The sequence below is a fragment of the Halobacteriovorax sp. XZX-3 genome (assembly GCF_043196495.1).
Taxonomy (GTDB): Bacteria; Bdellovibrionota; Bacteriovoracia; order Bacteriovoracales; family Bacteriovoracaceae; genus Halobacteriovorax_A.
Map to the genome: position 1 here is coordinate 1232713 of NZ_JBEBMO010000001.1, position 23006 is coordinate 1255718.

Genomic DNA, 23006 nt, shown 5'->3' on the forward strand with positions numbered 1-23006 from the left:
ATAACATTAATTCAGCGATTTGAAATTAAAAAGATAGTCCTCAAAGCTACCTTCCACGTCATCTTCAAGGTACTTTTGATAGCGTTGTTCAATATTTGCAAAGAGTGCTTTTAGATCACCATTAAATCTCTTAGCATATTCGCCAATTTGAGACTGACTTTTCTCATAAGTCATAAAAGCTGCCAAAGATGCTGTGTTCCACTCCATTTTTGCAGGCCAACAATTTGTGACCTCAAGACTAGAACAAAGCATACTTAGTTCTTTGGGCATTGTTATCGTAAGATAATCTTTCTTCTTACTCTCCCAGGCATCTTGTTTAAGAATTTCCTTGAGGTTTTTAGCGTGAATCGTAACGGCCTTCTTGAGCTTTGCATTTAACTCGAGATTCTTGAAATATTTGACCAGTTCTTTATCATTCTTGTAATACTCAATAAGCATTTGCTCACCAAAGTAGTTGGCAAGGTTTTCATTTAGGTCGACTTCATTCTTAGCAAAGAAGATTGTATGAAATAGTTCATGAAAGACTGTTTCAGTTAAGCTGTACTTTCCATATTCAAAAAAAGAAGAAAGTATTGGGTCATTGAAATTTCCAAGTGTCGAATAGGCCAGTACATCTCTTGTATAAGTTTCATAACCGTCTCTTTCAAGCTCCTTTGCAAACTCCATTGCAGATTCCTCTTTGAAAAATCCAAGATAAGGAAAGCATCCATAGAAAGTGAAGCACTCTTTGCGGGCCTTTATCTCATTAGGTCTAGAAGCTATAACGAGATAAGTAACTGCACGAGATTTTAAAAGTGTCGTCTTAGAATAAATATCTGTAGTAGGCCTTTTCCAGTATTCATAGAAATACTTTTTATAGGTTTCGATTTGTTTAATTTTATTCTTATATTCTTCACTAACCTTCGGGTCTTTTAAGACATCCTGATTAGCTCGAGCACTCCAAAGAATATCAACTTGTCCTATGCCCTGCTCAGTTAGATAACTTATTTTGGCACAAGATAAACTCGTGAATAAAATTAAGAGAAGAAAAAGTCTGTTTAGAACAACCATGAGATCCCAGCATTGTAACTTAACTGATCTCTCGCTTGTTCAAATTCAAAAGCACGAAAGACCGTTCTTACTGAGCCCTTTATTGAGAAAGTTCTTGTTAGCATGACCTTTAAAGCAAATGCCCCAAACATTGCATCGTAACTAGACTTCTCTTTTCCGGACTTGATGAGATATTCGGTCGAAGTATCTAAGTCCTTAACTAAAGTTGTTGAATAAAGAGTATACTGCTGGCGACTCCAACCAAGAGAGATTAGCGGTTGAAGAAATGATTTACGACTTGAAAGAGCTTGTCTTATCCCGATACCAAAGCTTTGAGTTTTAATATTGGTGTATTCATTTTCAATTACAAGTCCTGTTGAAAGACCTGAGTTATCATATTTTCCGATAATTTCATTTTCTGACTGAGAAATATTAAGTTCGATACCTGTCTTTGAAAGAAAGTAGAAAGTAACAGAGCCTGCATACATACGAGTCGTTTCGTAAGACTCACGATCGAGACCAAAAATATTCTTCTTGTAATTAAAGTCGAGATCAAGTTCTGTTAAGGCCTGTGAATTAATCGTTAACAAAGCTAAGAACGTCATTTTGCAAAGTAAAAGTAAGCGTAATTTCATAATATCCCCAAAAAATACTCAAGGATATTTTACAACTTAGGAAGTTACTAATGCTTATTTAGGCAAAGAACTCCATTTCACTTCGTAATTACAACTACTTACTTAAGCGACGGCCATGATCTTGAAGTAGTTCACCCTGACAAGAAAGTGCAGTAGTCGACGTACACTTAACATCAACCCAGTGCCACTTAAGGTTTAACTCTTCATTTTCCTTAGGACCTTTAAAGTGAATCAGACGATTACAATTCGTTCTTCCCTTCCATTTAGTCTCGCCTTTCATTGTATTTGAGCCTTCGACTAATACGCGGTATTCATTACCGACCATCTTAGCGCGAATCTTTTCTTGAATAGCAAGTTGAAAAGCTTGTACTTCGTGAAGACGTGACTTACGAATCTCTTGAGTTAGGAAATCTTCCATCTTAGCTGCACGAGTTTTACTTCTTTGAGAGTAAACATATGAGTAAATGAAATCAAATTGTGCTCTTTCTAGAAGATCTAAAGTCTCTTTGTGTTCTTCATCAGTCTCATTTACGAAACCACAGATAATATCTGTCGAAAGAACGATATCTGGTTGAGCGGCACGTAGTTTTTCTAAAAGACCTAGGTAATGCTCTTTTGTGTACTCACGATTCATTCTTTGAAGAACTGTATTTGAACCAGATTGAACTGGAAGGTGTAAATGTTTTGATAATTTCTTTGCCGCTCCATGAGCTGCGATTAGATCATCGGATACATCGTAAGGATGTGATGTTGTATATCTTAAAATCTCTAGGCCATTGATTTGATCTAAATCCATAATTAAATCAGACAGACGCTCCCCATTTTCCTTTCCAAACGAGTTTACGTTTTGACCAAGAAGCATCACCTCTTGAACACCTTGATATTCTACAAGTCTTCTTACATCCTCAACAATCTCGGCCTGCTTTCTTGAACGTTCGCGTCCACGAGTATAAGGAACAATACAGTAAGTACAATATTTGTCACAACCCTTGATGATATTAACGAATGCTTGTGGAGTTCCATGATTAATTTTTGTTTCAATTGAAAAGTTACTAGAACGATCCCAAGTATTTACTGAAAATTTATCATCACCTGCATAAGTGCGATAAACCATATCGTTAATTGTATCAATTGTATCTGGACCAAAGGCGAAGTTCAGGTGCTTGAATTTTTTTACAAGATCTTTTCCCTCTGTTTGGGCAACACATCCACCAACTCCAATAACCAGGTCATCACCTTTTTGCTGCTTTAGATGTTTAAGTTCACCTAATTGTGAATAAAATTTATTATTTGCTAGTTCTCTAACTGCACAAGTATTGAAAAGAACCAGACTGGCCTCTTCTAATTCTTCAGTATGAGAGAAATTTAAGTTTTTTAAGTGAGAAAGAATACGTTCAGTATCATGATAATTCATCTGACAACCGTAAGTTTTCATCCAAACCTTACGTGGAGGAAACGATACATCCCCTAGTTGAACAATGCGATCACCTGACTTTTCATCTATAAATGATGAAGCTACGTGATTTTGCTTACTTACGCCTAAACCAGTTGGAGAAATATCTGTTGTCATGAATTTTCCTTCTATCGCCTTTCTTTTCATTTTCCCTGCCCTACCTACGGGCAAAATGAGGAGATGAAATACATATAAGTAGCTGAAATAACGACAAAACCAAGGAAAATACTACAACGTTAAAAGTTGTAACATGTTGAAATCATTGAGTTCTTTTTATCGTAACAGCTGTAAAATCTGGCGATAATATGGTCTTTTTTTAGATGTTTTTAGGTGGAATGTAAATAGATTTGAAAATAAGAAGGCCCGCTATAAGCGGGCCCACTCATTATTGAATTAAGAAAAGTGCTTCTTACTTCTTTTTAGCAACTTTTTTTGTAGCTTTCTTAGCAGCTACTTTTTTAGTCGCTTTTTTTGCAGTTGCTTTCTTAGCTACTTTTTTTGTAGCTTTCTTTGCAACTTTTTTTGTAGCTTTCTTAGCAGTTGCTTTCTTAGCTACTTTTTTCGTAGCTTTTTTAGCTACTTTTTTTGTAGCTTTCTTAGCAGTTTTCTTTGCTGCTTTCTTTGCTACTTTCTTAGTTGCTTTCTTTGCTACTTTTTTAGTAGCTTTCTTTGCAACTTTCTTAGTTGCTTTCTTTGCTACTTTCTTTGTAGCTTTCTTAGCAACTTTTTTCTTAGTAGCTTTTTTAGCTACTTTTTTTGTAGCTTTCTTTGCAGTTTTCTTTGCTGCTTTCTTAGCTACTTTTTTTGTAGCTTTTTTAGCTACTTTTTTCTTAGTTGTCTTTTTAGTAGTTTTCTTAACTGCCATTGACATCCTCCTGGTTTTTTCAATACTTATGTTTATGGTAAACATAATTTTATTTGTGTGCAAATAAAAAATTACTTTTTGATAAGCATAAGCATCTTTTTTATTTCCCTATGTTCTTTTTTAACTTCGGATTAATTTTGAAATTACTTTACATTATTTTTAAAGAAAACGTCGAAACGAGCCGACAGCACGGCTTTTCATAAAAAGATAAAACATTCAAATCTTCCTGATAGACGTTAGTTTCGAGCTTACTCTTATAAAAAAATTAAGCGAAATTTTTTTTCATTTTTTTTTCAAAGAATAAGCAAAAACTGCCCTTTCAGGGCAGTTTCATCATTTAAAAAATGTAAGTTTGATTGTTTTTAGAATGTTAAAAAGATTAGAATTTCAATTTTAAGTCATCATTTTCAACGACGACTTCTATTTTTCCACCTTGAGTTAGACTTCCGAATAAAACCTCAGTAGAAATTGGCTTCTTAAGCTTCTGATCGATGATTCGAGCGATTGGTCTAGCACCCATTTTCTCATCAAAACCATTTTCTGCTAGCCAAATTTTTGCATCTTCACTTAAAACGATCTCAATATTCTTGGCCGCTAACTTAATTTCCAGTTGTGAAACGAATTTTTCAACAATTTTAACAATGTATTCTGTAGAAAGTTTCTCAAAATGGACAATTCCATCCAAACGGTTACGAAATTCTGGGCTAAAAAAGTTCTTAATGGTCTGATCTCTCTTTCCAATATTCTTTGAAGATGTCTTGGCAAGGCCAATAGAGCCACTATCCATCTCCTTTGCACCAGCATTTGTAGTCATAATAATGACTGTATTAGTAAAGTCTGTTGTTCTACCTTGTGAATCTGTTAGTGATCCATGGTCCATAACTTGTAAAAGAATATTATAAATATCGACATGGGCCTTCTCAATTTCATCAAGTAAAAGGACAGAATGTGGGTTTTTCTTAACAGCATCTGTTAATAATCCACCTTGATCATGACCAACATAGCCCGGAGGAGAACCAATTAACTTACTGACAGAATGTTTTTCCATATATTCTGACATATCAAAGCGTTCAAGGTGACAACCAAGCTGAATTGAGAGCTGCTTCGCTAGTTCTGTCTTACCCACTCCAGTCGGCCCTGCAAATAGGAAACTCGCAATAGGTTTGCCTTCATCACCAAGACCAGACTTAGACATATAGATGGCCTGTGATACTTCATCAACTGCATGATCTTGTCCGAAGATAAGCATCTTAAGATTTTTATTTAGATCCTTTAGCTTATCTTTTTCAGTAGTTTCAACTGTTATTTTTGGAATATTGGCCATTTTAGCGACAACATCCTCAATATCCTTCTTTGTAATTGAAGACTTCTTTTTATTTTCAGGTCTAATTTGGTTTAAAGCACCTGCTTCATCAATGGCATCAATCGATTTATCAGGATTTTTACGATCCATAAGATAGCGCGATGTTAAAGCAACGGCTTCTTTAATGACACTGTCTGAGATTTTAACTCCGTGATAAGACTCGAACTTTGGACGCAATCCTTTTAAGATAGCAATTGTGTCTTCATTTGAAGGCTCATCCACATCAATTTTTTGAAAACGACGATTAAAAGCAGGATCTTTTTCAATAAACTTTCTATGTTCTGCGTAAGTAGTGGAACCAATAATTCTAACAACTCCACGACTTAAGGCCGGCTTTAACAAGTTAGATGCATCCATACTACCACCAGAGGTAGCACCTGCACCCATCACGGTATGCATTTCATCGATAAAAAGTATGGCCTTCTTACCATCTTTATCTAAATTCTCTAGATCTTTGATGACACCTTTTACTCTTTGCTCAAAATCACCTCTAAATTTTGCACCTGCTACCAAGGCGGCCATATCAAGATTAAAGATAGTTGTTCCCTTTAAAATATCTGGAACTTTTTCTTCTACAATCCTCTGGGCCAGTCCTTCAACAATTGCTGTTTTCCCAACACCAGCTTCACCAACTAAAAGAGGATTATTCTTACGACGACGACAAAGAATTTGAACAATTCTTAAAGCTTCTTCTTCTCTACCAACAAGAGGATCTATTCGATTTTCTCTGGCAAGTTCATTCAAATTCACAGTGAACTTAGCTAAGAAAGAGTCGCCTTTCTTATTTCGTGATTGAGGCTCCTCGCCTTCAACATATTCAATGCGAGGAACTTCTTCTTCATCCTCAGGGCCAAGGCCGTGTGAGATGGCCTTAACAATATCAAATCGTTCTATTCCTTGTTTTTGAAGAGAGTAAAGTGCGAAACTTTCTTTCTCTTGGAACAGAGAAACTAATAAATTAATTCCTAATATCTGACTTTTTCCGCTTGATTGCACATGAATCGCGGCCCTTTGAATCACTCTTTGAAGAGACATTGATATTTCTGGTTGATAGACAATACCATTTTCACGTGCCAACTCTCTTAACTCATCGTTAACGAATTGTTGTTTAGAAAGAGTTTCAATTTGATCATCTGATAGAATACTAAAATTTGAATCATCGTGGATAAATTCATTTAGCTCACTTTCAATTTCTTCAAGATCGCCACCACAATATTCAATTACTTCTCTTACATTTTCATCTGCAAGAAGAGATAAAAGAACATTCTCTAGAGTCAAATATTCATGCTTCAAAGAATTTGCTCTTTGAATTGACTCATTAATGATGGTTTCTAGCTTTTTTGACATCATTTATATTTCTCCTGTGCCTATTCAGGCTCAACAGTACAAAGCAGTGGGTGACCCTCTTTCTTTGCTTCTGACATAACCTTATTCATCTTTGTCTCAGCAACCTCGTATGAGTAGGTTCCACATACTCCTCGACCATTATTGTGGACATCTAACATTATCTTCATGGCCTCTTCTTGACTCCTGTTAAAGACATGCATCAATACCCAAATGACAAACTCCATTGTCGTATAGTCATCATTATGTAGGATGACATGATATTTTGAAGGCTTCTTTACCTTTACTTTATCTTCTAGTGCTACATCACCATCCTCTTGTGTACTAAAGATGGTATTCATTTTTCTAATGTCAATATCGCCAACTTCAAACTTATTCAAATTACTTCCTCGACTTTGCTAAATTTATTTTCTTTTTTTCCATTATCGCCTATCTGTGTTACTCTTTACAAGGTATATACGACTGAAAATCTCTAAAAAAGGTCCATAATGAACTTCTTCGAATTTTTCAAATCTCTGAAGGCCGATCACGAATCAAATTCGATTAATCAGATACATTCCTATTTAAATAAGAAATTTCCTACAATGAACGATGAAAGGAAAGTTATTATATCTTGTATTTGTGGATTACTTGCTCGTATTGCCTACTCTGATTTTCACGTTAGTCAGAGTGAGAAAACGAAAATGCAAAAGATCATTACAGGAATGACTCAATTAAACTCGCAAGAAGCTGAGTTAATAACTGAATACTCAATTGAAAAAATGAAAGAACTCTCGGGCCTTGATACGAGAAGTTACTGTAAGCCTCTTGTGGATATCATGTCTCAACAAGAGCGCTACCAAGTCCTAAAGGCCCTCTTTGCAATTGCAGCAGCTGACGGTGAAGTTGATAATGTTGAATCAAATGAGATTAGCTATATTGCCAATGCACTCGTTCTTGAAAAGAAGTATTTCTTAAGCGCGCAAGCGGATGTGAAAGAGTATTTAAAAACTTTTCAAGTTTAAAACTATTCTCTACACTCTTTAAGTAATTAAAATTTATGACAAGGAAGTTTAATGAAAGAGAGTGTTGATTCTAAGAGAAATCTAGAAAACTCGTTAAAAAAAGCCGCACAATTTATGAATGATGATTTTCAAGGGAATTTCAACTTTTCAAGCCTGCTTGAAAAGAATGAGAAGAAAGCATCAAGTGGCCCTATTTCTAATCTATTACAATCCACAACACAAACGGTAATCGCTTCAGATGTTGAAACTCATGTAGCTAATATAAATAGAGAAGATAAGAAAGATAATCTCTATAAAAAGATCGAAGACCTAGAAAGAAGATTCGAAACAAAAGAAGTAAATGAAAAATTTGAAAGACTTGAGTCGCTTCTTCAATCTATTATCATTAATCAAAAGAATGTTCGTGAACAAATTGAGATGAAGCCAGCTCAAGAAGCTGATTCTTCAAATCGCCAAAAAGATCAAAAGCCCCTTTATATAGCGGCTTCAATCATTGCGACTTCGCTATTGGTTAGTGCAATGATCTTTAAGTCTGAACCAAAGACACAAGTTATTACCAAAGAGATAGTTAAGCCAGTAGTAGCAGCTGTTGAAAAAAAATATCATACGCCAGTTAAGTATCTTAACCTTAGAGCAATCCCAAGCACAAAAGGTGAAAAACTAGAGGTTGTCGCACCAAATACACGCGTAGAAATCATAAAAACTGATGGTGATTGGGTTCAAATTGAATTCAAAAACTATCTTAAAGGCTCAACTCATAAAGGTTGGGTTTACGATTCAAAGAACTTAAAATCTATTTAATTTCAATAAGATAACAAGGGAATTTCGAGCTTTCGAAATTCCCAACCTTGACAATAATTTCTTTCATCCCATCTTATAGGTACACAAAAATAAATGAGGTACCATGTTTCCAATATTAGTAATGTTATTCACAGTTATTCCAGCAATTGAGATTTACCTACTCTTTTCGATAGGTGGTCAAATTGGTGGAGGAAATACTTTTCTACTAGTTCTGATTACAGGTGTAATTGGAGCAGCACTAGCGAAGTCACAAGGAGCGGCCCTTCTCGCAAAAATTCAAGGAGAACTTTCTCAGGGGCGAGTTCCAGCAAATAGTTTTATCCATGGACTACTTGTCTTTGGTGGTGGGCTACTGCTCTTAACTCCGGGTTTTTTAACAGATGTTCTAGGTCTTTCAATGGTACTTCCGTTAACTCGCCATCTTTGGCTGATCTACCTAAAGAAGTTCTTTATGAGTTCAATCGAAAGTGGCAATGTTCAATTCTATTCATTTAAAAATGGTGGTGGTTTCTCGTCATATTCTGGCAACGCCTATAATGCTCAGGCCCGTCATGAGGGGACTAAAAATGGCCCTATTCAAATTGATGAGAACACATTTGAAGTTGATTACGAAAAGAAGTAAGATCTCCTTATGACAACAACCAATGTAACGCTAAGTGATATTCAAGATGCAAGACTTGCAATTGAAAATCGTATTATAAAAACACCACTAACCTACTCGACAACTTTAAGTGAGAAGTTTGATTGTCAGGTTTATTTGAAGCTAGAAAATCTACAGTTAACTGGAGCCTATAAAATCAGAGGGGCCCTTAATCGTCTTTCTAAGCTTACAAAAGAAGAAAAAGATAAGGGAGTCATCGCATCTTCAGCAGGAAATCATGCTCAAGGTGTTGCTCTTGCGGCAAAACAGCTTGGGATTCAAGCAACAATTGTTATGCCAGAGTCCACTCCTCTTGCAAAAATTCAAGGAACAAAGAAATTTGGTGCTGAGGTTATCTTACACGGAAATTTCTATGATGATGCTTATCAAAAAGCCTTGGAGATTCAAAGAGAATCCGGCCAGGTCTTCATCCACCCTTTCAATGATAAAGATATTATCGCAGGACAAGGAACTATCGGTTTAGAGATTTTTGATGAACTACCAGATGTTGATCTTGTAGCCATTCCAATTGGTGGAGGTGGCCTTATCTCGGGAATCTCAACCGCCCTTAAAGAAAGTGGTAGCCGAGCAAAAATTGTGGGCGTTGAAGCAGTTGAAATGCCAGCAATGAAAACATCAATTGAACAAGATAAAATTGTTACAATTGATAAGAGAAAAACAATTGCTGATGGAATTGCTGTAACGACAGTTCTTGAAAATACATTTAATACTGTAAAAAAATATGTAGATGAAATTGTAACGGTTAAAGAAACCGAAATTTCACATGCTATTGTTACACTCCTTGAGTATGAGAAGGTTCTTTGCGAAGGTGCTGGTGCAACTTCAGTAGCGGCCCTTTTATATGATCAATTCAAGGATATTAAAGGTAAAACAGTTGTCCTCGTCGTAAGCGGCGGAAATATTGATTTAAATATCTTAGATCGAATTATCGAAAGAGGTCTTATAACTTCTGGTCGCTCATGTTCGATTATTGTCAATGTTCCAGATACGCCAGGAACAATTGCTAAAATTTCTAATATTATTGGTTCTAAACAAGCTAATATTCTTGAAATTCACCACAATAGAGCATTTACGACTAGTGTACTTGGAGAAACAGAAGTTGAATTTTCACTTGAAACCAGAGGACATCTTCATATAAAAGAAATCGTTGATGAACTAACCTCAATGGGCTTTAGTGCAAAGAGAGTCTAGGAATTCTAATGAATGAATTAAATTTCTTAAAGCTTACTCGAAAAAATGAAAATGGACTTGCGCCAAAATCATTTAATTCTAAATTTAGTGAATTTGAAATTCATGACACGGGTATTATTGAAGTTACACCAAAGTCTATTGAGACAGATGATACTTATATTATTTCGTGTGGAATTCACGGAAATGAAACGGCCCCTATCGAATTTACTAATGAGATATTAGAGAAAATATACAATGACGAGCTCGTACTTACTTCACCTACCCTTATTTTCTTTGGTAATCCGAGAGCGATGAATATTGGTGAGCGTTTTAGTGAATATAATCTAAATCGCTGCTTTAACGGAGCCTATAAGAAATTATCTGATAATTATGAAGTAAGAAGAGCACAAGTGATTGAAGAAAATTGTTACAACTTCGTAGCAAAGTATAAACAAAAACAGCTCTTTCACTTTGACTTACATTGCGCCTTAAAGAAGAGTGAAATGGAGCGCTTTGCATTAGTGCCAAAGTCTAAAGATCGTAAACGAGATGAAGAGTTTAATCTGGCCCTGGCCAATATGGAAGTTGAAGCATCTCTATTTTCACATAAAGAGTCGACGGTCTTTAGTTCGTTTACTTTCGAAAAATTCAATGCTTTTAGTGCAACAGTTGAACTTGGAAAAGTGTATCCTTTTGGCAAAAATCCAGAAGGTAAATTTAAAGCAGCACAAGAAACTATTGAAAAGCTCTTAAGTTCAAAAGAACTCGTGCAGAAACCTTTTCCTAAAGCTTTTTCAATCTATGAATCAATCAATAAAGAATATGATGACTTTAGTTTCACATTTGATGAAGAAGAGAGTGCAAATTTTACGCCTTTTAAAAAAGGACATCATATTTTTACCCAAAATAACGAAGAGTACAAAGCTCCGGAAGACAATTTACGAATGATTTTTCCAAACTCTAAGGTTATCTTAGGGCAAAGAGCATTATTACTTATAAAAGAATTAGAATAACGAATCAGGAGAGAAAATGAGTGATTTTTTAATCGTCACTTCAAGTGACGGAATGAACCTTAAGATGGCAGATAAGATTCTTGAGCTAGCACAAGAAACGGGGAAGTCATTTGAAATCGTAAAACTAAGTGACTATAAGTTACCTCTATATACAGCTGAAGAAGAAAAGAATGGAATCCCGGCCGACGGTGTAAAGCTTACTGATAAATTTATCGCTGCAAAAGGATTTGTTTTCTTAACTCCGGAGTACAATGGATCAGTTACTCCTTCATTTATTAATGCAATTGCATGGATATCTCGCTCAGGTGGTGAATCTTGGCGTGAGGCATTTGTTGATAAGCCAGCAGTATTAGGAACTCACTCTGGTGGCGGTGGTCAATACGTTATTCAGGCAATGCAAAATCAACTGTCATTTATTGGTCTACATATTGTTGGACGTAAACTTCTAACAAACTACAGTAAACAATTAAATGAAGATGGTGCAAGAGATGCACTAGCTAGCCTAGTAAAGCTTGCTTAAATTTCTGATAAACAAAAAGCTCCGAAAGGAGCTTTTTTATTTCTTACATGATTTTAATAAAATTAGTTTCTTTGCAGGCTCTATGACTGACGCACAACCATCACCTTGCTGTGCTCTTTTTGAGACATTAATGTAGAAGCGAATGCTATCTTTCACGACACTCTTCTTCCCTTTTAAATCTTCCACATTAACAGAGTAATTTGCTTCATATGCATGAACATCTTTATCAATAAGCTTCACATCTGAAATCTTTATTGCTTTTTCTGACGTGGCCAAATATTGTAATGATTTTGGCGCATCGTAATCAGGGTCTTTATTGAAACGATAATATTTTTGATACTTTGATTTCAGACAATCATCTTTAGCACCATCTATTAACCTGATACCGCTCATCTCAATCTCTACTAATTGTGCTGCGACCTTTTTAACATCCTTATTAGATGGACAAATATCGTTAGCAAAAGCAAATTGAGCTAATATAAATGTAGCAAATAATAACCTAAACATTTTTTGCCTCTTTTAATTTGTCTTGAAGACACTGATTAATACAGCTCTCACCTTTAAGTTTTGCCGGTTCATCATAGTAGCATGCAGCGTCTTCAGAATTATGTCTTAAAATACTAAAACGTCCAGACATCATCTCATTTGAATATTCTTGTTCAGCTAAAATTGCCTTACATGAGGCAACTGCTTGTGCTCTTAAATTAGCAAACATAGTCGAACGATGAGTTGCATGAGTTCTTGCATCAACTCTTGCCGGGCCATAATTCTTTAAGGCCCCACTATGAATATAAGTGAAATTAAAGTCACTGATTGTAATATCATCACATCGACCGAGTTCAGAGAACTTTCTAATGGCCAGAGGGTCTTCCCCAATCGTATCAACCATAATTACGTGGCTCCCCTTCACATTAATGATATCACCTGATCGAATTGAATATGGTAATTTAAACTTAACCGGCTTAATACATGAGTTCTTACTTCTAACAGTATCATGCAAAGAAGTTGTCGTTAGTGAACGATAGTCTCTATCGTTACTAGTAAACTTAAGCCCCTCTGCTGCATATGCTGCTGAGATGAATTCTGAACAATCAATTCCTGATGCCCTAGCACCTTCTCTTGATACCCCTTGGCCTCGAGTGAACAGGTTAATCTCATTACTGCGCAGTCCTTTACGTGAGCCATAACCGTAAACAGGTGGAACCTTAGTTGCATCAATACAACCCTCACCAGGATAGCCTGGGTCTTCATCAAGTTTTCTTAAAACCTCATGTGAACGAACCATTGCTCCTACATCATGAACAACTCTTTGCTTAAAATCTGTTCCATCGCTGAAAGTCGCTTCTTGAGTTGAAACACCACTTAAGCTAGGAGTGCGCGAATCAATAACTGTATCAATTGGCTCACATGACTGATAAATCGTTGCCAAGACTTTACGTGCTCCAATAGATCCTGTTCCAACACTTTTAACAAATGACCACTCTCGCTCATGATCAGTCATTGCACACTGTGTTCCTAGTGCACTGACATTACCATTGATGTAATCTGTAATATCGTAAGAAGTTGGAAAGTTTGTATAATTATCAGTGAGGCCACGTAGGTCTTCATTAACACCCTGGCCTTCTTCTTCACGCACGACATCGTCTACAACATCAAGGATATCACTTTCACGTGAGACTCTCTTTGCCATTCCCTGTGCCTTTCCACTTAAAAAATCACCACTCGTTAACTGACATGATGTATTTAAGGTAGCTAAAAATATAAAAGTTAAAATTGTATTTTTCTTCATAAGTCTCTCATCTCAAGGACTTATCGGCTTCTCGTCCATTGAACTTTAGACGTAATTTTAAATAGTTATAAGCAAGCATAAATAATTTACATATAATGTAAGGATTTGTAATTTTTTATTGAGGGCCCTTTTCTGTACTTTTTAATGTGTCATTGATTTAATGCGCCACTCACATAATAAGGATAAATAAATGAACTTTTCACTTGCCCTGCTAGCTGCTGTTTTTACTGTTAACTTTTCAACGATGGCCATTGATAAAGTTGTTTACGGTGAAGATAATCGCCTTGATCAATTCGAAGTAACGGATCAAAACAAATTAGATGCTCAAATGTCTACTTTAGCGATGATCCCTAAGTCTAAATTAACAAAAAAGACTGAAAACACTTACCTTGCTGATGATTCAAAAATTGAATTATGTGATGGTGAGAGATTTAATAAGCAAGTTGATGTTGCTGACTGTTCAGGCTTTCTAGTAGAAAAAGATAATAAGCAATATGTTGTTACTGCTGGTCACTGTATGACTTCAAAAGCAGACTGTTATGATAACTTTTGGGTATTTGATTATTCAAAAAAATCTCCAAAAGATGATGCTAGAACAATTCTAGAAAAAAATGTTTATAGCTGTAAGAGAATTGTTGCTCAAAGACTTGGACGCACAAGTGGTGAAGACTTTGCTGTTATCGAACTTAATCGTGAAGTAACTGATCGCAAGCCTCTTGAATATCGTAAAAGAGATGAAATCCAAAAAGGTGAACAAGTATATGTTATCGGTCACCCTTCTGGTCTACCATCAAAAGTTGCTGATGGTGCATTTGTTCGCAAGGCAAATGAATGGTTTAGCTTTTCAACTAACCTAGATACTTTTTCTGGAAACTCTGGTTCAGCAGTATTCAATGAAAAGACAGGTCTTGTTGAAGGAATCCTTGTTCGTGGTGATCAAGATTATAACTATAATCCAAGAAAACAGTGCTACGAAGCAAACAACTGTCACATGAACGGTTGCGGTGGAGAAGACGTTTTCAGAATCACAAGAATTCTATTCTTAAGAGATCCAGTTCAAGACTAATTTTAAAAACTAAATTTACCATCCAAGCAAGAGTTCACTCGTTCTTTTGCTTGGTTGATATCTTCGTTAAAGACTGCCCCAACTTCCACAGTTAAATTCTCTAAAAGCATTTCTAAATACTTTGATTCGGCCGAGCCTTTGTCCGTTATCTGAAGTAATTGTTGGATATTATCAATGAACGTTTCAATATCTTGTTTTTGAATATTTGATTTAAAGAAATTAATTCGATCCTTTTTAGAATCAAACTGCCTAATCTCTCTGTCTTGCGAAAGCTTATCGAGAGTTTCTTCTAATTCTGTTGGACTACTCAATGGTCTAAACGCATCCTTCTTAACAGTTGGAATCATTGTTGTTGATCGACCTTGAGATGATTCAATAATATAAAATTCTGAACCGCTCATATCCTTGATTTCAGTAATTACGCCAACTCCAAAGTTAATCGATACTACCTCTTGTCCTATTTCTAATTTTGGCATAAATCCCCTTTCGTTAGATATGTATTATAGCACAAGTAAGTTAGAATTTCTTGAAGGCAATCTATTCGTTAATAAGCAGCGTCAATTGACGCTCAATCCTTTTTACTTCATTACATTGGTGGTATAAACCTTCTAAAATACTTTATTTTAAGGGGATTTAAGAATGAGTACTAATAGTTTTAAAGAAGCTATATTAGAGGGTATTCCTAAGACTTTACCAAAATATAAGAAATATGAAGAGGATATTAACCACGCTCCAAAACGTAAACAAATTCTATCTCAAGAAGAAGAAAAGCTAGCGTTAAGAAATGCACTTCGCTATTTTCCAAGTGAGCTTCATGCTGAACTACTTCCAGAATTTAAAGAAGAATTAGAAAAATACGGCCGTATCTATATGTATCGATACCGCCCTGATTATAAAATTCACGCACGCTCAATTGAAGAATATCCACATAAGTCAAAACAAGCAGCGGCCATTATGCTGATGCTTTCAAATAACCTTGATTACGCTGTTGCTCAACACCCGCACGAGTTAATTACTTATGGTGGAAACGGCGGCGTTTTTTCAAACTGGGCGCAATATCTATTAACGATGCAATACCTTGCAACAATGACTGATGAACAAACGCTTGTTCTCTACTCTGGTCATCCAGCAGGATTATTTCCATCGCACAAAGATGCACCAAGAGTTGTTGTCACAAACGGGATGATGATTCCTAATTACTCTAAGCCAGATGACTGGGAAAAGTTTAATGCATTAGGAGTAACTCAATACGGACAAATGACTGCTGGGTCATTCATGTATATTGGGCCACAAGGAATTGTTCACGGAACAACAATTACTGTACTCAATGCTCTAAGAAAAATTTCCAAAGAAGCTATTACTGAAACGGCCGGAAAAGTTTTTGTTACAGCAGGACTTGGTGGAATGTCGGGAGCACAACCAAAAGCTGCGGTTATTGCAGGTTGTATTGGTGTCGTTGCTGAAGTAAATCCAAAAGCAGTTAAAACAAGACATGAGCAAGGATGGGTTGATGAAGTTTTCACTGACCTAGACGAAATCATTGCTCGCATTAAGAAAGCTCAAGAAAATAAAGAAGCTGTCTCTCTTGCTTACCAGGGTAATATTATTAACCTATGGGAGAAGATTGCAGAAAGTGATCTGCATATTGACATTGGTTCTGACCAAACTTCTCTTCACAATCCATGGGCCGGTGGTTACTACCCAGCGGATCTTTCATTTGAAGAATCAAATGAGATGATGGCAAGTAACCCTGAACAATTTAAGAAAGAAGTTCAAAAAAGTTTAGTGAGACACGTAAACGCTGTTAACAAACTTGCGAATAAAGGAATGTACTTCTTCGATTATGGAAATGCATTCTTACTAGAAGCATCTCGCGCAGGTGCTGATATTATGAAAGAAGGAAGCACTGAAGACTTCAAGTATCCTTCATATGTTCAAGATATTATGGGGCCAATGTGCTTTGATTACGGCTTTGGACCATTTAGATGGGTTTGTACATCAAGCACACAAGAAGATCTTGATCTAACAGATGAACTGGCAACACAAGTTCTAGAAAAACTAATGCAAGAGTCTCCAAGTGAAATCACGCAACAGATGCAAGACAATATCACGTGGATTAAAGGTGCAAAAGAGAACGACCTAGTTGTTGGCTCAAAAGCACGTATTCTTTATGCTGATAGTGATGGAAGAATTGAAATCGCTCTTGCTTTCAACAAAGCACTTCGCGAAGGAAAACTAAAAGCACCTGTTGTTCTAGGTCGTGACCACCACGATGTTTCGGGAACAGACTCTCCTTTTAGAGAAACTTCTAATATCTACGACGGCTCACGTTTTACAGCAGATATGGCCGTTCAAAACTTCGTTGGTGACTCATTTAGAGGAGCTACTTGGATTTCACTTCACAACGGCGGTGGTGTCGGTTGGGGTGAAGTAATTAATGGTGGCTTTGGAATGGTTCTCGATGGAAGTGAAGACTGTGATCGTCGAATCAAGTCAATGCTATTTTGGGATGTAAATAATGGGATTAATCGTAGAAGTTGGGCCCGTAATGAAGGTGCAACTTTTGCAATTAAGAGAGCTATGGAAAAAGAGCCTCTTTTAAAAGTTACACTTCCAAATTTAGTTGATGATTCTTTATTATAAGAAAAAGAAAAGCTCCCACTATGGGAGCTTACTCTTATGCCGCAGTTTTGTAGTTTAAACTAAAGGGGTAGTAAATTTCCTGGGCATCTTTATTAATAATATCCTCGACCAAGGATATAAATTCAAATTCGTCTAGGCCATTTAATGAAGCTGCTGTCCAAATTGGCGATAATTTTTCAGAAAAAAGGTCTGCATTGAAATCTCCGTCTGATGTTGTTTCTAAATAAATCCCTTGCACCTCATTTCTTGTTTCATTTAAAAAAGTTTGTTTAAAATTGTCTTTTTGCATTCGAACGTCCCCCGTAAAGGTAAGTAACAAAGAAAAGTAACGTGTACTTTATTACTACTCATCCATTTTGCAGCAATTTTGAATTTCTAAGAAATAATTCATGCAATTCAATAAATTCAACGACTTAATTTAACTCAGATGAATAAAAATACATGATATTATCGTGAATTATTGTCAGCTTTCCTTGGCAATAAATAAAAACTAATGAACTCGTCCATCTGTCGAAACTCTTCATTGTGTTCTTTTTAAAAGCGAACTATATTGAGGCCATGAAAGGTATCATTTTATTAAGTATTGCTTGTGCAATCTGGGGTCTTGGCTTTGCCGGAACTCGATTTACACTAACTGACTATTCTCCTGTTTGGTCAAATTCGCTACGCTATATCTTTGCTGGTTCATTTGCCTTCGTGATTTTATTTTTTAGAAATGATTTCAAAAAACTAGCGGGTAATAAAAAAGAAGTTATGGGTGGTCTAATTTGCTCTGCACTTCTTATGATGGCCCTTCAGCTCCAAACTGTTGGTATTGCCATGACAACAATGGCAAAGGCCGGCTTCTTTACTGTTTTCTACGCTATTATTACGCCAATTATCTCCGTTCTCTTTCTTGGTCAAAGAGTTCGTAAAACATTCTGGCTTCTACTATCAACTTCTATGCTTGGAATTATGATGATGAACGGAATGGACTTTAGTAATTTTAATATGGGAGATATTTTTGTTATTGCTTCGGCAGTCTTCTTCTCTCTTCATATTATTGCTACAGATCGCTACGCTAATGATGTTGAAGCTGTTCGCTTCAATTTTCTGCAGTGTATTTTTATGGGACTTATGGGCCTAGTATTTGCTCTGATCTATGAAGGGCCGACTAGCTTATCTGTTCTTTATACAAACTCACCATTTAACTTCCCATCACCACTATGGGGATTCTTAATACTTTCGATCTTTTCTTCTTTGATTGCATTCTCGCTGCAAATAACGGCCCAAAGAAGTATCCCTGCTCACATTGTAGGGTTAGTCTTCTTAAGTGAATCAATCTTTGCAGCTTTATTTGGTTATATTTTATTTGGGGAAACGCTAGATCCTACAGCGATTGCTGGATCGGTGGTTATTGTTATATCTGTCGCACTTGTTCCAAAATTTACTAATATTAAAAAAGATGAAAGTGAATCTGAAGAATTATTAGAAAATACCGGGGCATCGTCTGTTGTCAACGATACCCGAGCATAAGTAATAACGACCTTAAGCCGCTAATGGTATATCGTTTGAAAATGGAAAAATAACGTTATCTATTTGAGTTGGGATTACTTCTTCAACGATAGTTGCGAACTCGTCCTCTGTGAGGCCATTGATTTGTGCCTCCGACCAAATGATTTCTAATTTTTCATTAAAGACATTACAATTAAACTCGCCTTTAATTTTCGATTGAGAAACGATTGATTTAATCTCATCTCTTGCATGGGCAATAAACGTCTCTCTAAAGTTTTCAATATTCATTTGTGTTCTCCTCGTCATTTAACCAAGGGGCAACCCTCTCTGGAACCCTTTTGGCTATTTAGCTATTATGCAAAGGTTTCGCTAAACTCTAACGAGAAAAATAATTTGATCTAATTTCAGATAGTTAAAATATGAACAAAGAGGTCAATCGTAGTGATTTTATTGAATTAGGTAATTTAAAAGTGCCATAGTAATATGCCAGCTTCAATAAAAACATAGACTTATAAATTCACGTAAATTTATAGCGAACAACTCGTAAGTCCTTTCTTTTTCAAGTACTTTTGGTGGTACTCTTCGGCAATGACATAATTATTCAATAATTCAAGTTTAGTAACAATTGGATTTTTAAAGCAACCACTTTCTTCAAGCTCTTTAATGGCCTTTGCTCCAGCTTCTTTTTGTGCTTCGTTACTATAAAAAATCACACTACGGTATTGAGATCCAACATCAACGCCTTGGCGATTTAAAGTAGTTGGATTATGGTTATTAAAGAAGATATCTAATAGGTTTTCAAACTTTATTATTGATGGATCATAAGTAATTTTAACTACTTCAGCGTGACCAGTTGTATCAGTACAGACTTCTTCATAAGTCGTTTGGTCGCTTTTTCCACCTGCGTAGCCAACTTCAGTTTCAATGACTCCCGCAAGCTTTCTAAAGGTTTCTTCGACACCCCAAAAACACCCTGCTCCAAAAACTGCGACTTCGATATTGTTCATTGCAAACCTCCGATTTATTTCGTAATTTAACCGACATATGAGCAAGAAAACAAGAAAATTCTTAGAAAAGAAATTTGAAAAAGAACTAGAAATAGCAAAAGAAAAGGCCGTTCACGGACGACATGAGATCATCATTATTTTAGATCATCTAAAGGGTGGCTTTAATATTGGAAAGATACTTAGGTCATGTGAGATCTATAGTGTTCACGAAGTTCACATTGTTGGAACAAAGTTCTTCGATGTAACCATTGCCAAAGGTGCACTCAAAAGAGTAAAGACATTCTTCTATGATAATATTGAAGATTCGATTGAGCGAATTAATGAACTTGGCTACACTCCTCTTACTCTCGATTCAAATGCACAGACATTTTTAAATGAAAGTGAACTTCCTAAGAAGTCTGCCTTTATCTTTGGCCATGAAGAATTTGGTCCACTAAAAGAAATGCCTGGAATTGAAAGACTAAAGATCAAGCAATATGGAATGACAGAATCTTTAAACGTCTCTATTGCTGCAAGTATTGTCATGTACGAATACACTAACCAACACGCTAGCGAGTAAAGTAAAAATGATTGAAACAAATAACCTCACAAAGAAATTTACTAGTTATAAAAAAGAAGAAGGATTTAAAGGAAGTATTAAATCGTTCTTTAATCGTAACCCTATAACAAAATATGCCGTTAATGACTTTAGCTTCAAAGTTGAAAAAGGTGAAATTAAAGGCTTACTTGGTCCTAACGGAGCAGGAAAAACAACACTTATGAAAATGCTTACGGGAATTATTGTTCCCTCAAGCGGAGAAGTTACAATTGCAGGCTACAAACCTTGGCAACGTGACAAAGAGTTCAGAAAGAAGATAGCTCTAGTTATGGGGCAAAAATCTCAACTTTGGTGGGACATTCCGGCCATGGACTCTTTTCAATTACTTCAAAAGTATTATGAAATCCCAGATGACCAATTCAAAAAGAAGCTTGGTTACATGGGTGAACTTTTAGATGTAACAGAATTATTTCATATTCACGTAAGAAAGCTTTCTCTTGGGGAAAGAATGAAGCTTGAGTTAATGGCATCTCTACTCCATGAACCAGAAGTATTATTCTTAGATGAGCCAACGATTGGACTAGATTTAGTAGCACAAGAGAATATGAGAAATTTCTTAAAAGAATATCACGCAAAAAATGAGCTATCGATTATTCTAACATCACACTACATGGCCGATGTTCAGGCGCTTTGCAAAGACCTCGTTCTAATCTCAAAAGGTCAAAAAGCATATGATGGCCCACTTCAGAATCTTGAAAAGATCCTTGGAGATAAGAAATCAGTATACTTCAGCTTTGATAGGGCCATTGATACAAAAGAAGAGTTCTGGTCAAAGCTTGATTGCGACTTCTTAGATAATGCTTCAAGTGTAGAGTTAAGAGTTGATAAGGAAGAGCTTTCAGAGATTTCTGCGGCAATTCTTTCAAAATATCCAGTTGTTGATTTTCATACGGAAAAACTTCCAATTGAGAAAGTAATGAAGAAGATCATGGAGAATCCGGAGATTCTAAGTAATGTCTAATCTTATAAAATGGTGGCAAACCATTAAGATCTCCATTGTAAAGTACACGGCATACCGCCTAAATTTCTTCCTCCAAATAATTGGACCGGCACTGGTGTTTCTCTTTATCAAATACAACTTGTGGACGGCAATTTTTGAAAGTACAGGAAGTGATACAATTAAGGGCTATACGCTTAAGGCGATGCTTACGTACCACGTCTGGGCCTTTGTGGTTTCACAACTTGCCCAAGGTCATACTGCACTTAACTTGGCCCTTGATATTCGAATGGGAAGGATTTCAACATATCTAATCTACCCTTTTAATTTTTGGGAGTTTCATACCGCTTCATTTATTGGCTTTCAAATTATTCAATTATTTGTAACAGGTTTTGCAATATTCTTGTTTTCGATAATTGGTATTTTACCAAGTGTCGACTTACCGACACTACTAAATGGTGTTGGGGTTTGTCTTTTTGTAAGCCTCTTTTGGTTCTCGCTACAATACTTAACGGGTGTTATGGCATTTTGGTTAGAAGAAACATGGATATTGAGAGTTATGCTTCAGATGATCACAGTTTTCTTATCAGGTGCAATTATTCCGCTAGAACTATATCCGGATTTCTTTAGAGAAATCCTTATGTATACACCATTTCCCTATCTAACTTACTATCCAATTAAGGTTTTCATGGGAGAGGCCGTAAGCTATGCAACTTTTTTTAGTGTCCTATCTCCATGGCTAATCCTTGTTAGTGTTATCAGTGCATTAACGTGGCGTCGTGGGATTAAACTTTACACAGCGGCGGGGATGTAATGAGTTTTAGTTCGGAAATTAAACACTATCTTTCAGTATATAAGAAATTTATCTCTACAAGTACTGCCGTGGCCATGAGCTTTCGTACGAGCTTTGTTCTTATGGTTATGATGGATCTTATGTTCTTTGGTTCGGCTTACTTCACTGTTGATTTTATTTTTGATCACGTGGATATGGTCATGGGTTGGAATCGAAACCAATTCATGCTCTTTCTCTCATATGTCTTATTAGTTGATGGCTTCCACATGATTATTTTAAGTCAGAATTTTTGGCGCTTTAGCGATGATTTAAAATCAGGTCAGCTAGACTACACAATCTTAAGGCCACTAAGTTCTATCTTTAGTGTCTTCTTTAGGAATGTAAGGCCTTCCTCAATTCCGACTTTAATTCCTGCAATTGTAGTATTTAGTTATTATGCAAATATAAACAATTTCTCTCTTTTTCAGTGGTTATTAGTTCCTCTGCTGTTAATCCTATCTTTGGCCCTACTGGCAGTTGTCGAGTTTGTCATAAGCTGTGCAATGTTTTGGTTGGTAGAGGGTGTAGGTATTAACTTCTTTAGAATGCAGATGCAGCAACTTTCGCGTTGGCCGGATCTGATATATGGTGCCGCAACGAAGAGAGTCTTTTCAACTCTTGTTCCAATTTTACTTGTAGGCTCGGCCCCTATTCATTTCTTACTAGATATGAGTAAGTGGCACTACCTACTTTTAATGGTAGTTGCCACTGGTGTATTTTGGTTTATCTTGTTAAAGCTTTGGGAACGTGGACTTCAAGTCTACGACTCAGCTTCTTCATAG

General features: G+C 36.1%; 25 protein-coding genes. 13 read left to right on the forward strand and 12 right to left on the reverse strand.

Annotated features, from left to right (window positions below; genetic code table 11):
- Positions 1-6: 6 nt before the first annotated feature.
- From ABMA70_RS05830 to clpS, 6 genes are all read right to left on the reverse strand, one after another.
- Positions 7-1050 (reverse strand): aminopeptidase, encoded by a 1044-nt coding sequence (locus ABMA70_RS05830; RefSeq protein ID WP_392991011.1) that lies wholly within the window; start codon positions 1048-1050, stop codon positions 7-9.
- Entirely contained in the window at positions 1038-1664 is a 627-nt protein-coding gene (locus tag ABMA70_RS05835) for a hypothetical protein (protein ID WP_103216468.1), read from the reverse strand. Before ABMA70_RS05835 ends, ABMA70_RS05830 begins: the two co-directional genes overlap by 13 nt.
- A gap of 94 nt (positions 1665-1758) precedes the next feature.
- A complete protein-coding gene (gene miaB, locus ABMA70_RS05840; protein ID WP_103216467.1) occupies positions 1759-3264 on the reverse strand; it encodes a tRNA (N6-isopentenyl adenosine(37)-C2)-methylthiotransferase MiaB in 1506 nt (501 codons plus the stop codon).
- A gap of 262 nt (positions 3265-3526) precedes the next feature.
- On the reverse strand, positions 3527-3982 hold the full coding sequence (locus tag ABMA70_RS05845; protein ID WP_103216466.1) for a histidine biosynthesis protein HisIE: 456 nt from the start codon (positions 3980-3982) through the stop codon (positions 3527-3529).
- Between the two features lie 379 nt (positions 3983-4361).
- Positions 4362-6695 carry an ATP-dependent Clp protease ATP-binding subunit ClpA gene (gene clpA / locus ABMA70_RS05850; RefSeq protein ID WP_103216465.1) on the reverse strand — a complete coding sequence of 778 codons (2334 nt, stop codon included), beginning with the start codon at positions 6693-6695 and terminating at the stop codon, positions 4362-4364.
- A gap of 17 nt (positions 6696-6712) precedes the next feature.
- Positions 6713-7069 carry an ATP-dependent Clp protease adapter ClpS gene (gene clpS / locus ABMA70_RS05855; protein ID WP_255407607.1) on the reverse strand — a complete coding sequence of 119 codons (357 nt, stop codon included), beginning with the start codon at positions 7067-7069 and terminating at the stop codon, positions 6713-6715.
- A 204-nt stretch (positions 7070-7273) separates the two neighbouring features.
- Here clpS and ABMA70_RS05860 point away from each other — a divergent pair, with 204 nt between their 5' ends.
- The 6 genes from ABMA70_RS05860 to ABMA70_RS05885 all read left to right on the forward strand — a co-directional run bounded on the left by ABMA70_RS05860 (position 7274) and on the right by ABMA70_RS05885 (position 11858).
- The gene (locus tag ABMA70_RS05860) at positions 7274-7693 is read left to right on the forward strand and encodes a TerB family tellurite resistance protein (RefSeq protein ID WP_158246760.1); all 420 of its coding nucleotides are present in this window, start codon (positions 7274-7276) and stop codon (positions 7691-7693) included.
- Between the two features lie 51 nt (positions 7694-7744).
- Complete coding sequence (locus ABMA70_RS05865; protein ID WP_392991008.1) at positions 7745-8494, forward strand: SH3 domain-containing protein; 750 nt, start codon at positions 7745-7747, stop codon at positions 8492-8494.
- A 103-nt stretch (positions 8495-8597) separates the two neighbouring features.
- Positions 8598-9116, forward strand: coding sequence for an FxsA family protein (locus ABMA70_RS05870; RefSeq protein ID WP_103216462.1), 519 nt, complete (start codon positions 8598-8600; stop codon positions 9114-9116).
- 9 nt (positions 9117-9125) lie between these two features.
- Positions 9126-10346, forward strand: a complete 1221-nt coding sequence (gene ilvA / locus ABMA70_RS05875; RefSeq protein WP_392991006.1) for a threonine ammonia-lyase — start codon at positions 9126-9128, stop codon at positions 10344-10346.
- A gap of 8 nt (positions 10347-10354) precedes the next feature.
- Complete coding sequence (locus tag ABMA70_RS05880) at positions 10355-11338, forward strand: succinylglutamate desuccinylase (RefSeq protein ID WP_392991005.1); 984 nt, start codon at positions 10355-10357, stop codon at positions 11336-11338.
- 16 nt (positions 11339-11354) lie between these two features.
- Entirely contained in the window at positions 11355-11858 is a 504-nt protein-coding gene (locus tag ABMA70_RS05885; RefSeq protein ID WP_103216459.1) for an NADPH-dependent FMN reductase, read from the forward strand.
- Positions 11859-11894: 36 nt separating this feature from the next.
- On the opposite strand, the gene ABMA70_RS05890 is transcribed toward ABMA70_RS05885, so the two are convergent.
- Together ABMA70_RS05890 and ABMA70_RS05895 are read right to left on the reverse strand one after the other, a co-directional pair.
- A complete protein-coding gene (locus ABMA70_RS05890) occupies positions 11895-12365 on the reverse strand; it encodes a hypothetical protein (RefSeq protein WP_103216458.1) in 471 nt (156 codons plus the stop codon).
- On the reverse strand, positions 12358-13647 hold the full coding sequence (locus tag ABMA70_RS05895) for a hypothetical protein (RefSeq protein ID WP_392991002.1): 1290 nt from the start codon (positions 13645-13647) through the stop codon (positions 12358-12360). Before ABMA70_RS05895 ends, ABMA70_RS05890 begins: the two co-directional genes overlap by 8 nt.
- A 190-nt stretch (positions 13648-13837) precedes the next feature.
- On the opposite strand from ABMA70_RS05895, the gene ABMA70_RS05900 reads away from it, so the two are divergent.
- Positions 13838-14713, forward strand: coding sequence for a serine protease (locus ABMA70_RS05900; RefSeq protein ID WP_103216456.1), 876 nt, complete (start codon positions 13838-13840; stop codon positions 14711-14713).
- A gap of 2 nt (positions 14714-14715) precedes the next feature.
- On the opposite strand, the gene ABMA70_RS05905 is transcribed toward ABMA70_RS05900, so the two are convergent.
- Entirely contained in the window at positions 14716-15189 is a 474-nt protein-coding gene (locus ABMA70_RS05905; RefSeq protein WP_103216455.1) for a CarD family transcriptional regulator, read from the reverse strand.
- A gap of 163 nt (positions 15190-15352) precedes the next feature.
- On the opposite strand from ABMA70_RS05905, the gene ABMA70_RS05910 reads away from it, so the two are divergent.
- Positions 15353-17356: a urocanate hydratase gene (locus ABMA70_RS05910; RefSeq protein ID WP_392990999.1), complete on the forward strand. Its 2004-nt coding sequence runs from the start codon at positions 15353-15355 to the stop codon at positions 17354-17356.
- Positions 17357-17390: 34 nt separating this feature from the next.
- On the opposite strand, the gene ABMA70_RS05915 is transcribed toward ABMA70_RS05910, so the two are convergent.
- Positions 17391-17645 (reverse strand): hypothetical protein, encoded by a 255-nt coding sequence (locus tag ABMA70_RS05915; protein WP_103216453.1) that lies wholly within the window; start codon positions 17643-17645, stop codon positions 17391-17393.
- 269 nt (positions 17646-17914) lie between these two features.
- On the opposite strand from ABMA70_RS05915, the gene ABMA70_RS05920 reads away from it, so the two are divergent.
- On the forward strand, positions 17915-18871 hold the full coding sequence (locus tag ABMA70_RS05920) for a DMT family transporter (protein ID WP_392990997.1): 957 nt from the start codon (positions 17915-17917) through the stop codon (positions 18869-18871).
- A gap of 12 nt (positions 18872-18883) precedes the next feature.
- Here ABMA70_RS05920 and ABMA70_RS05925 read toward each other — a convergent pair whose 3' ends face one another.
- Entirely contained in the window at positions 18884-19138 is a 255-nt protein-coding gene (locus ABMA70_RS05925) for a hypothetical protein (RefSeq protein ID WP_103216451.1), read from the reverse strand.
- A 239-nt stretch (positions 19139-19377) separates the two neighbouring features.
- Positions 19378-19857 (reverse strand): peptide-methionine (S)-S-oxide reductase MsrA, encoded by a 480-nt coding sequence (gene msrA, locus ABMA70_RS05930; RefSeq protein WP_103216450.1) that lies wholly within the window; start codon positions 19855-19857, stop codon positions 19378-19380.
- A gap of 37 nt (positions 19858-19894) precedes the next feature.
- Between msrA and ABMA70_RS05935 the strand changes: the two genes are divergently transcribed.
- Genes ABMA70_RS05935 through ABMA70_RS05950 form a run of 4 tightly spaced genes read left to right on the forward strand, consistent with a single transcriptional unit; the run spans position 19895 to position 23006 of the window.
- Entirely contained in the window at positions 19895-20416 is a 522-nt protein-coding gene (locus tag ABMA70_RS05935; RefSeq protein WP_103216449.1) for a TrmH family RNA methyltransferase, read from the forward strand.
- A gap of 7 nt (positions 20417-20423) precedes the next feature.
- On the forward strand, positions 20424-21416 hold the full coding sequence (locus tag ABMA70_RS05940; RefSeq protein WP_103216448.1) for an ATP-binding cassette domain-containing protein: 993 nt from the start codon (positions 20424-20426) through the stop codon (positions 21414-21416).
- Positions 21409-22206: an ABC-2 family transporter protein gene (locus ABMA70_RS05945; RefSeq protein WP_103216447.1), complete on the forward strand. Its 798-nt coding sequence runs from the start codon at positions 21409-21411 to the stop codon at positions 22204-22206. Before ABMA70_RS05940 ends, ABMA70_RS05945 begins: the two co-directional genes overlap by 8 nt.
- Positions 22206-23006 carry an ABC transporter permease gene (locus ABMA70_RS05950; protein WP_103216446.1) on the forward strand — a complete coding sequence of 267 codons (801 nt, stop codon included), beginning with the start codon at positions 22206-22208 and terminating at the stop codon, positions 23004-23006. The genes ABMA70_RS05945 and ABMA70_RS05950 overlap by 1 nt, the downstream gene beginning before the upstream one ends.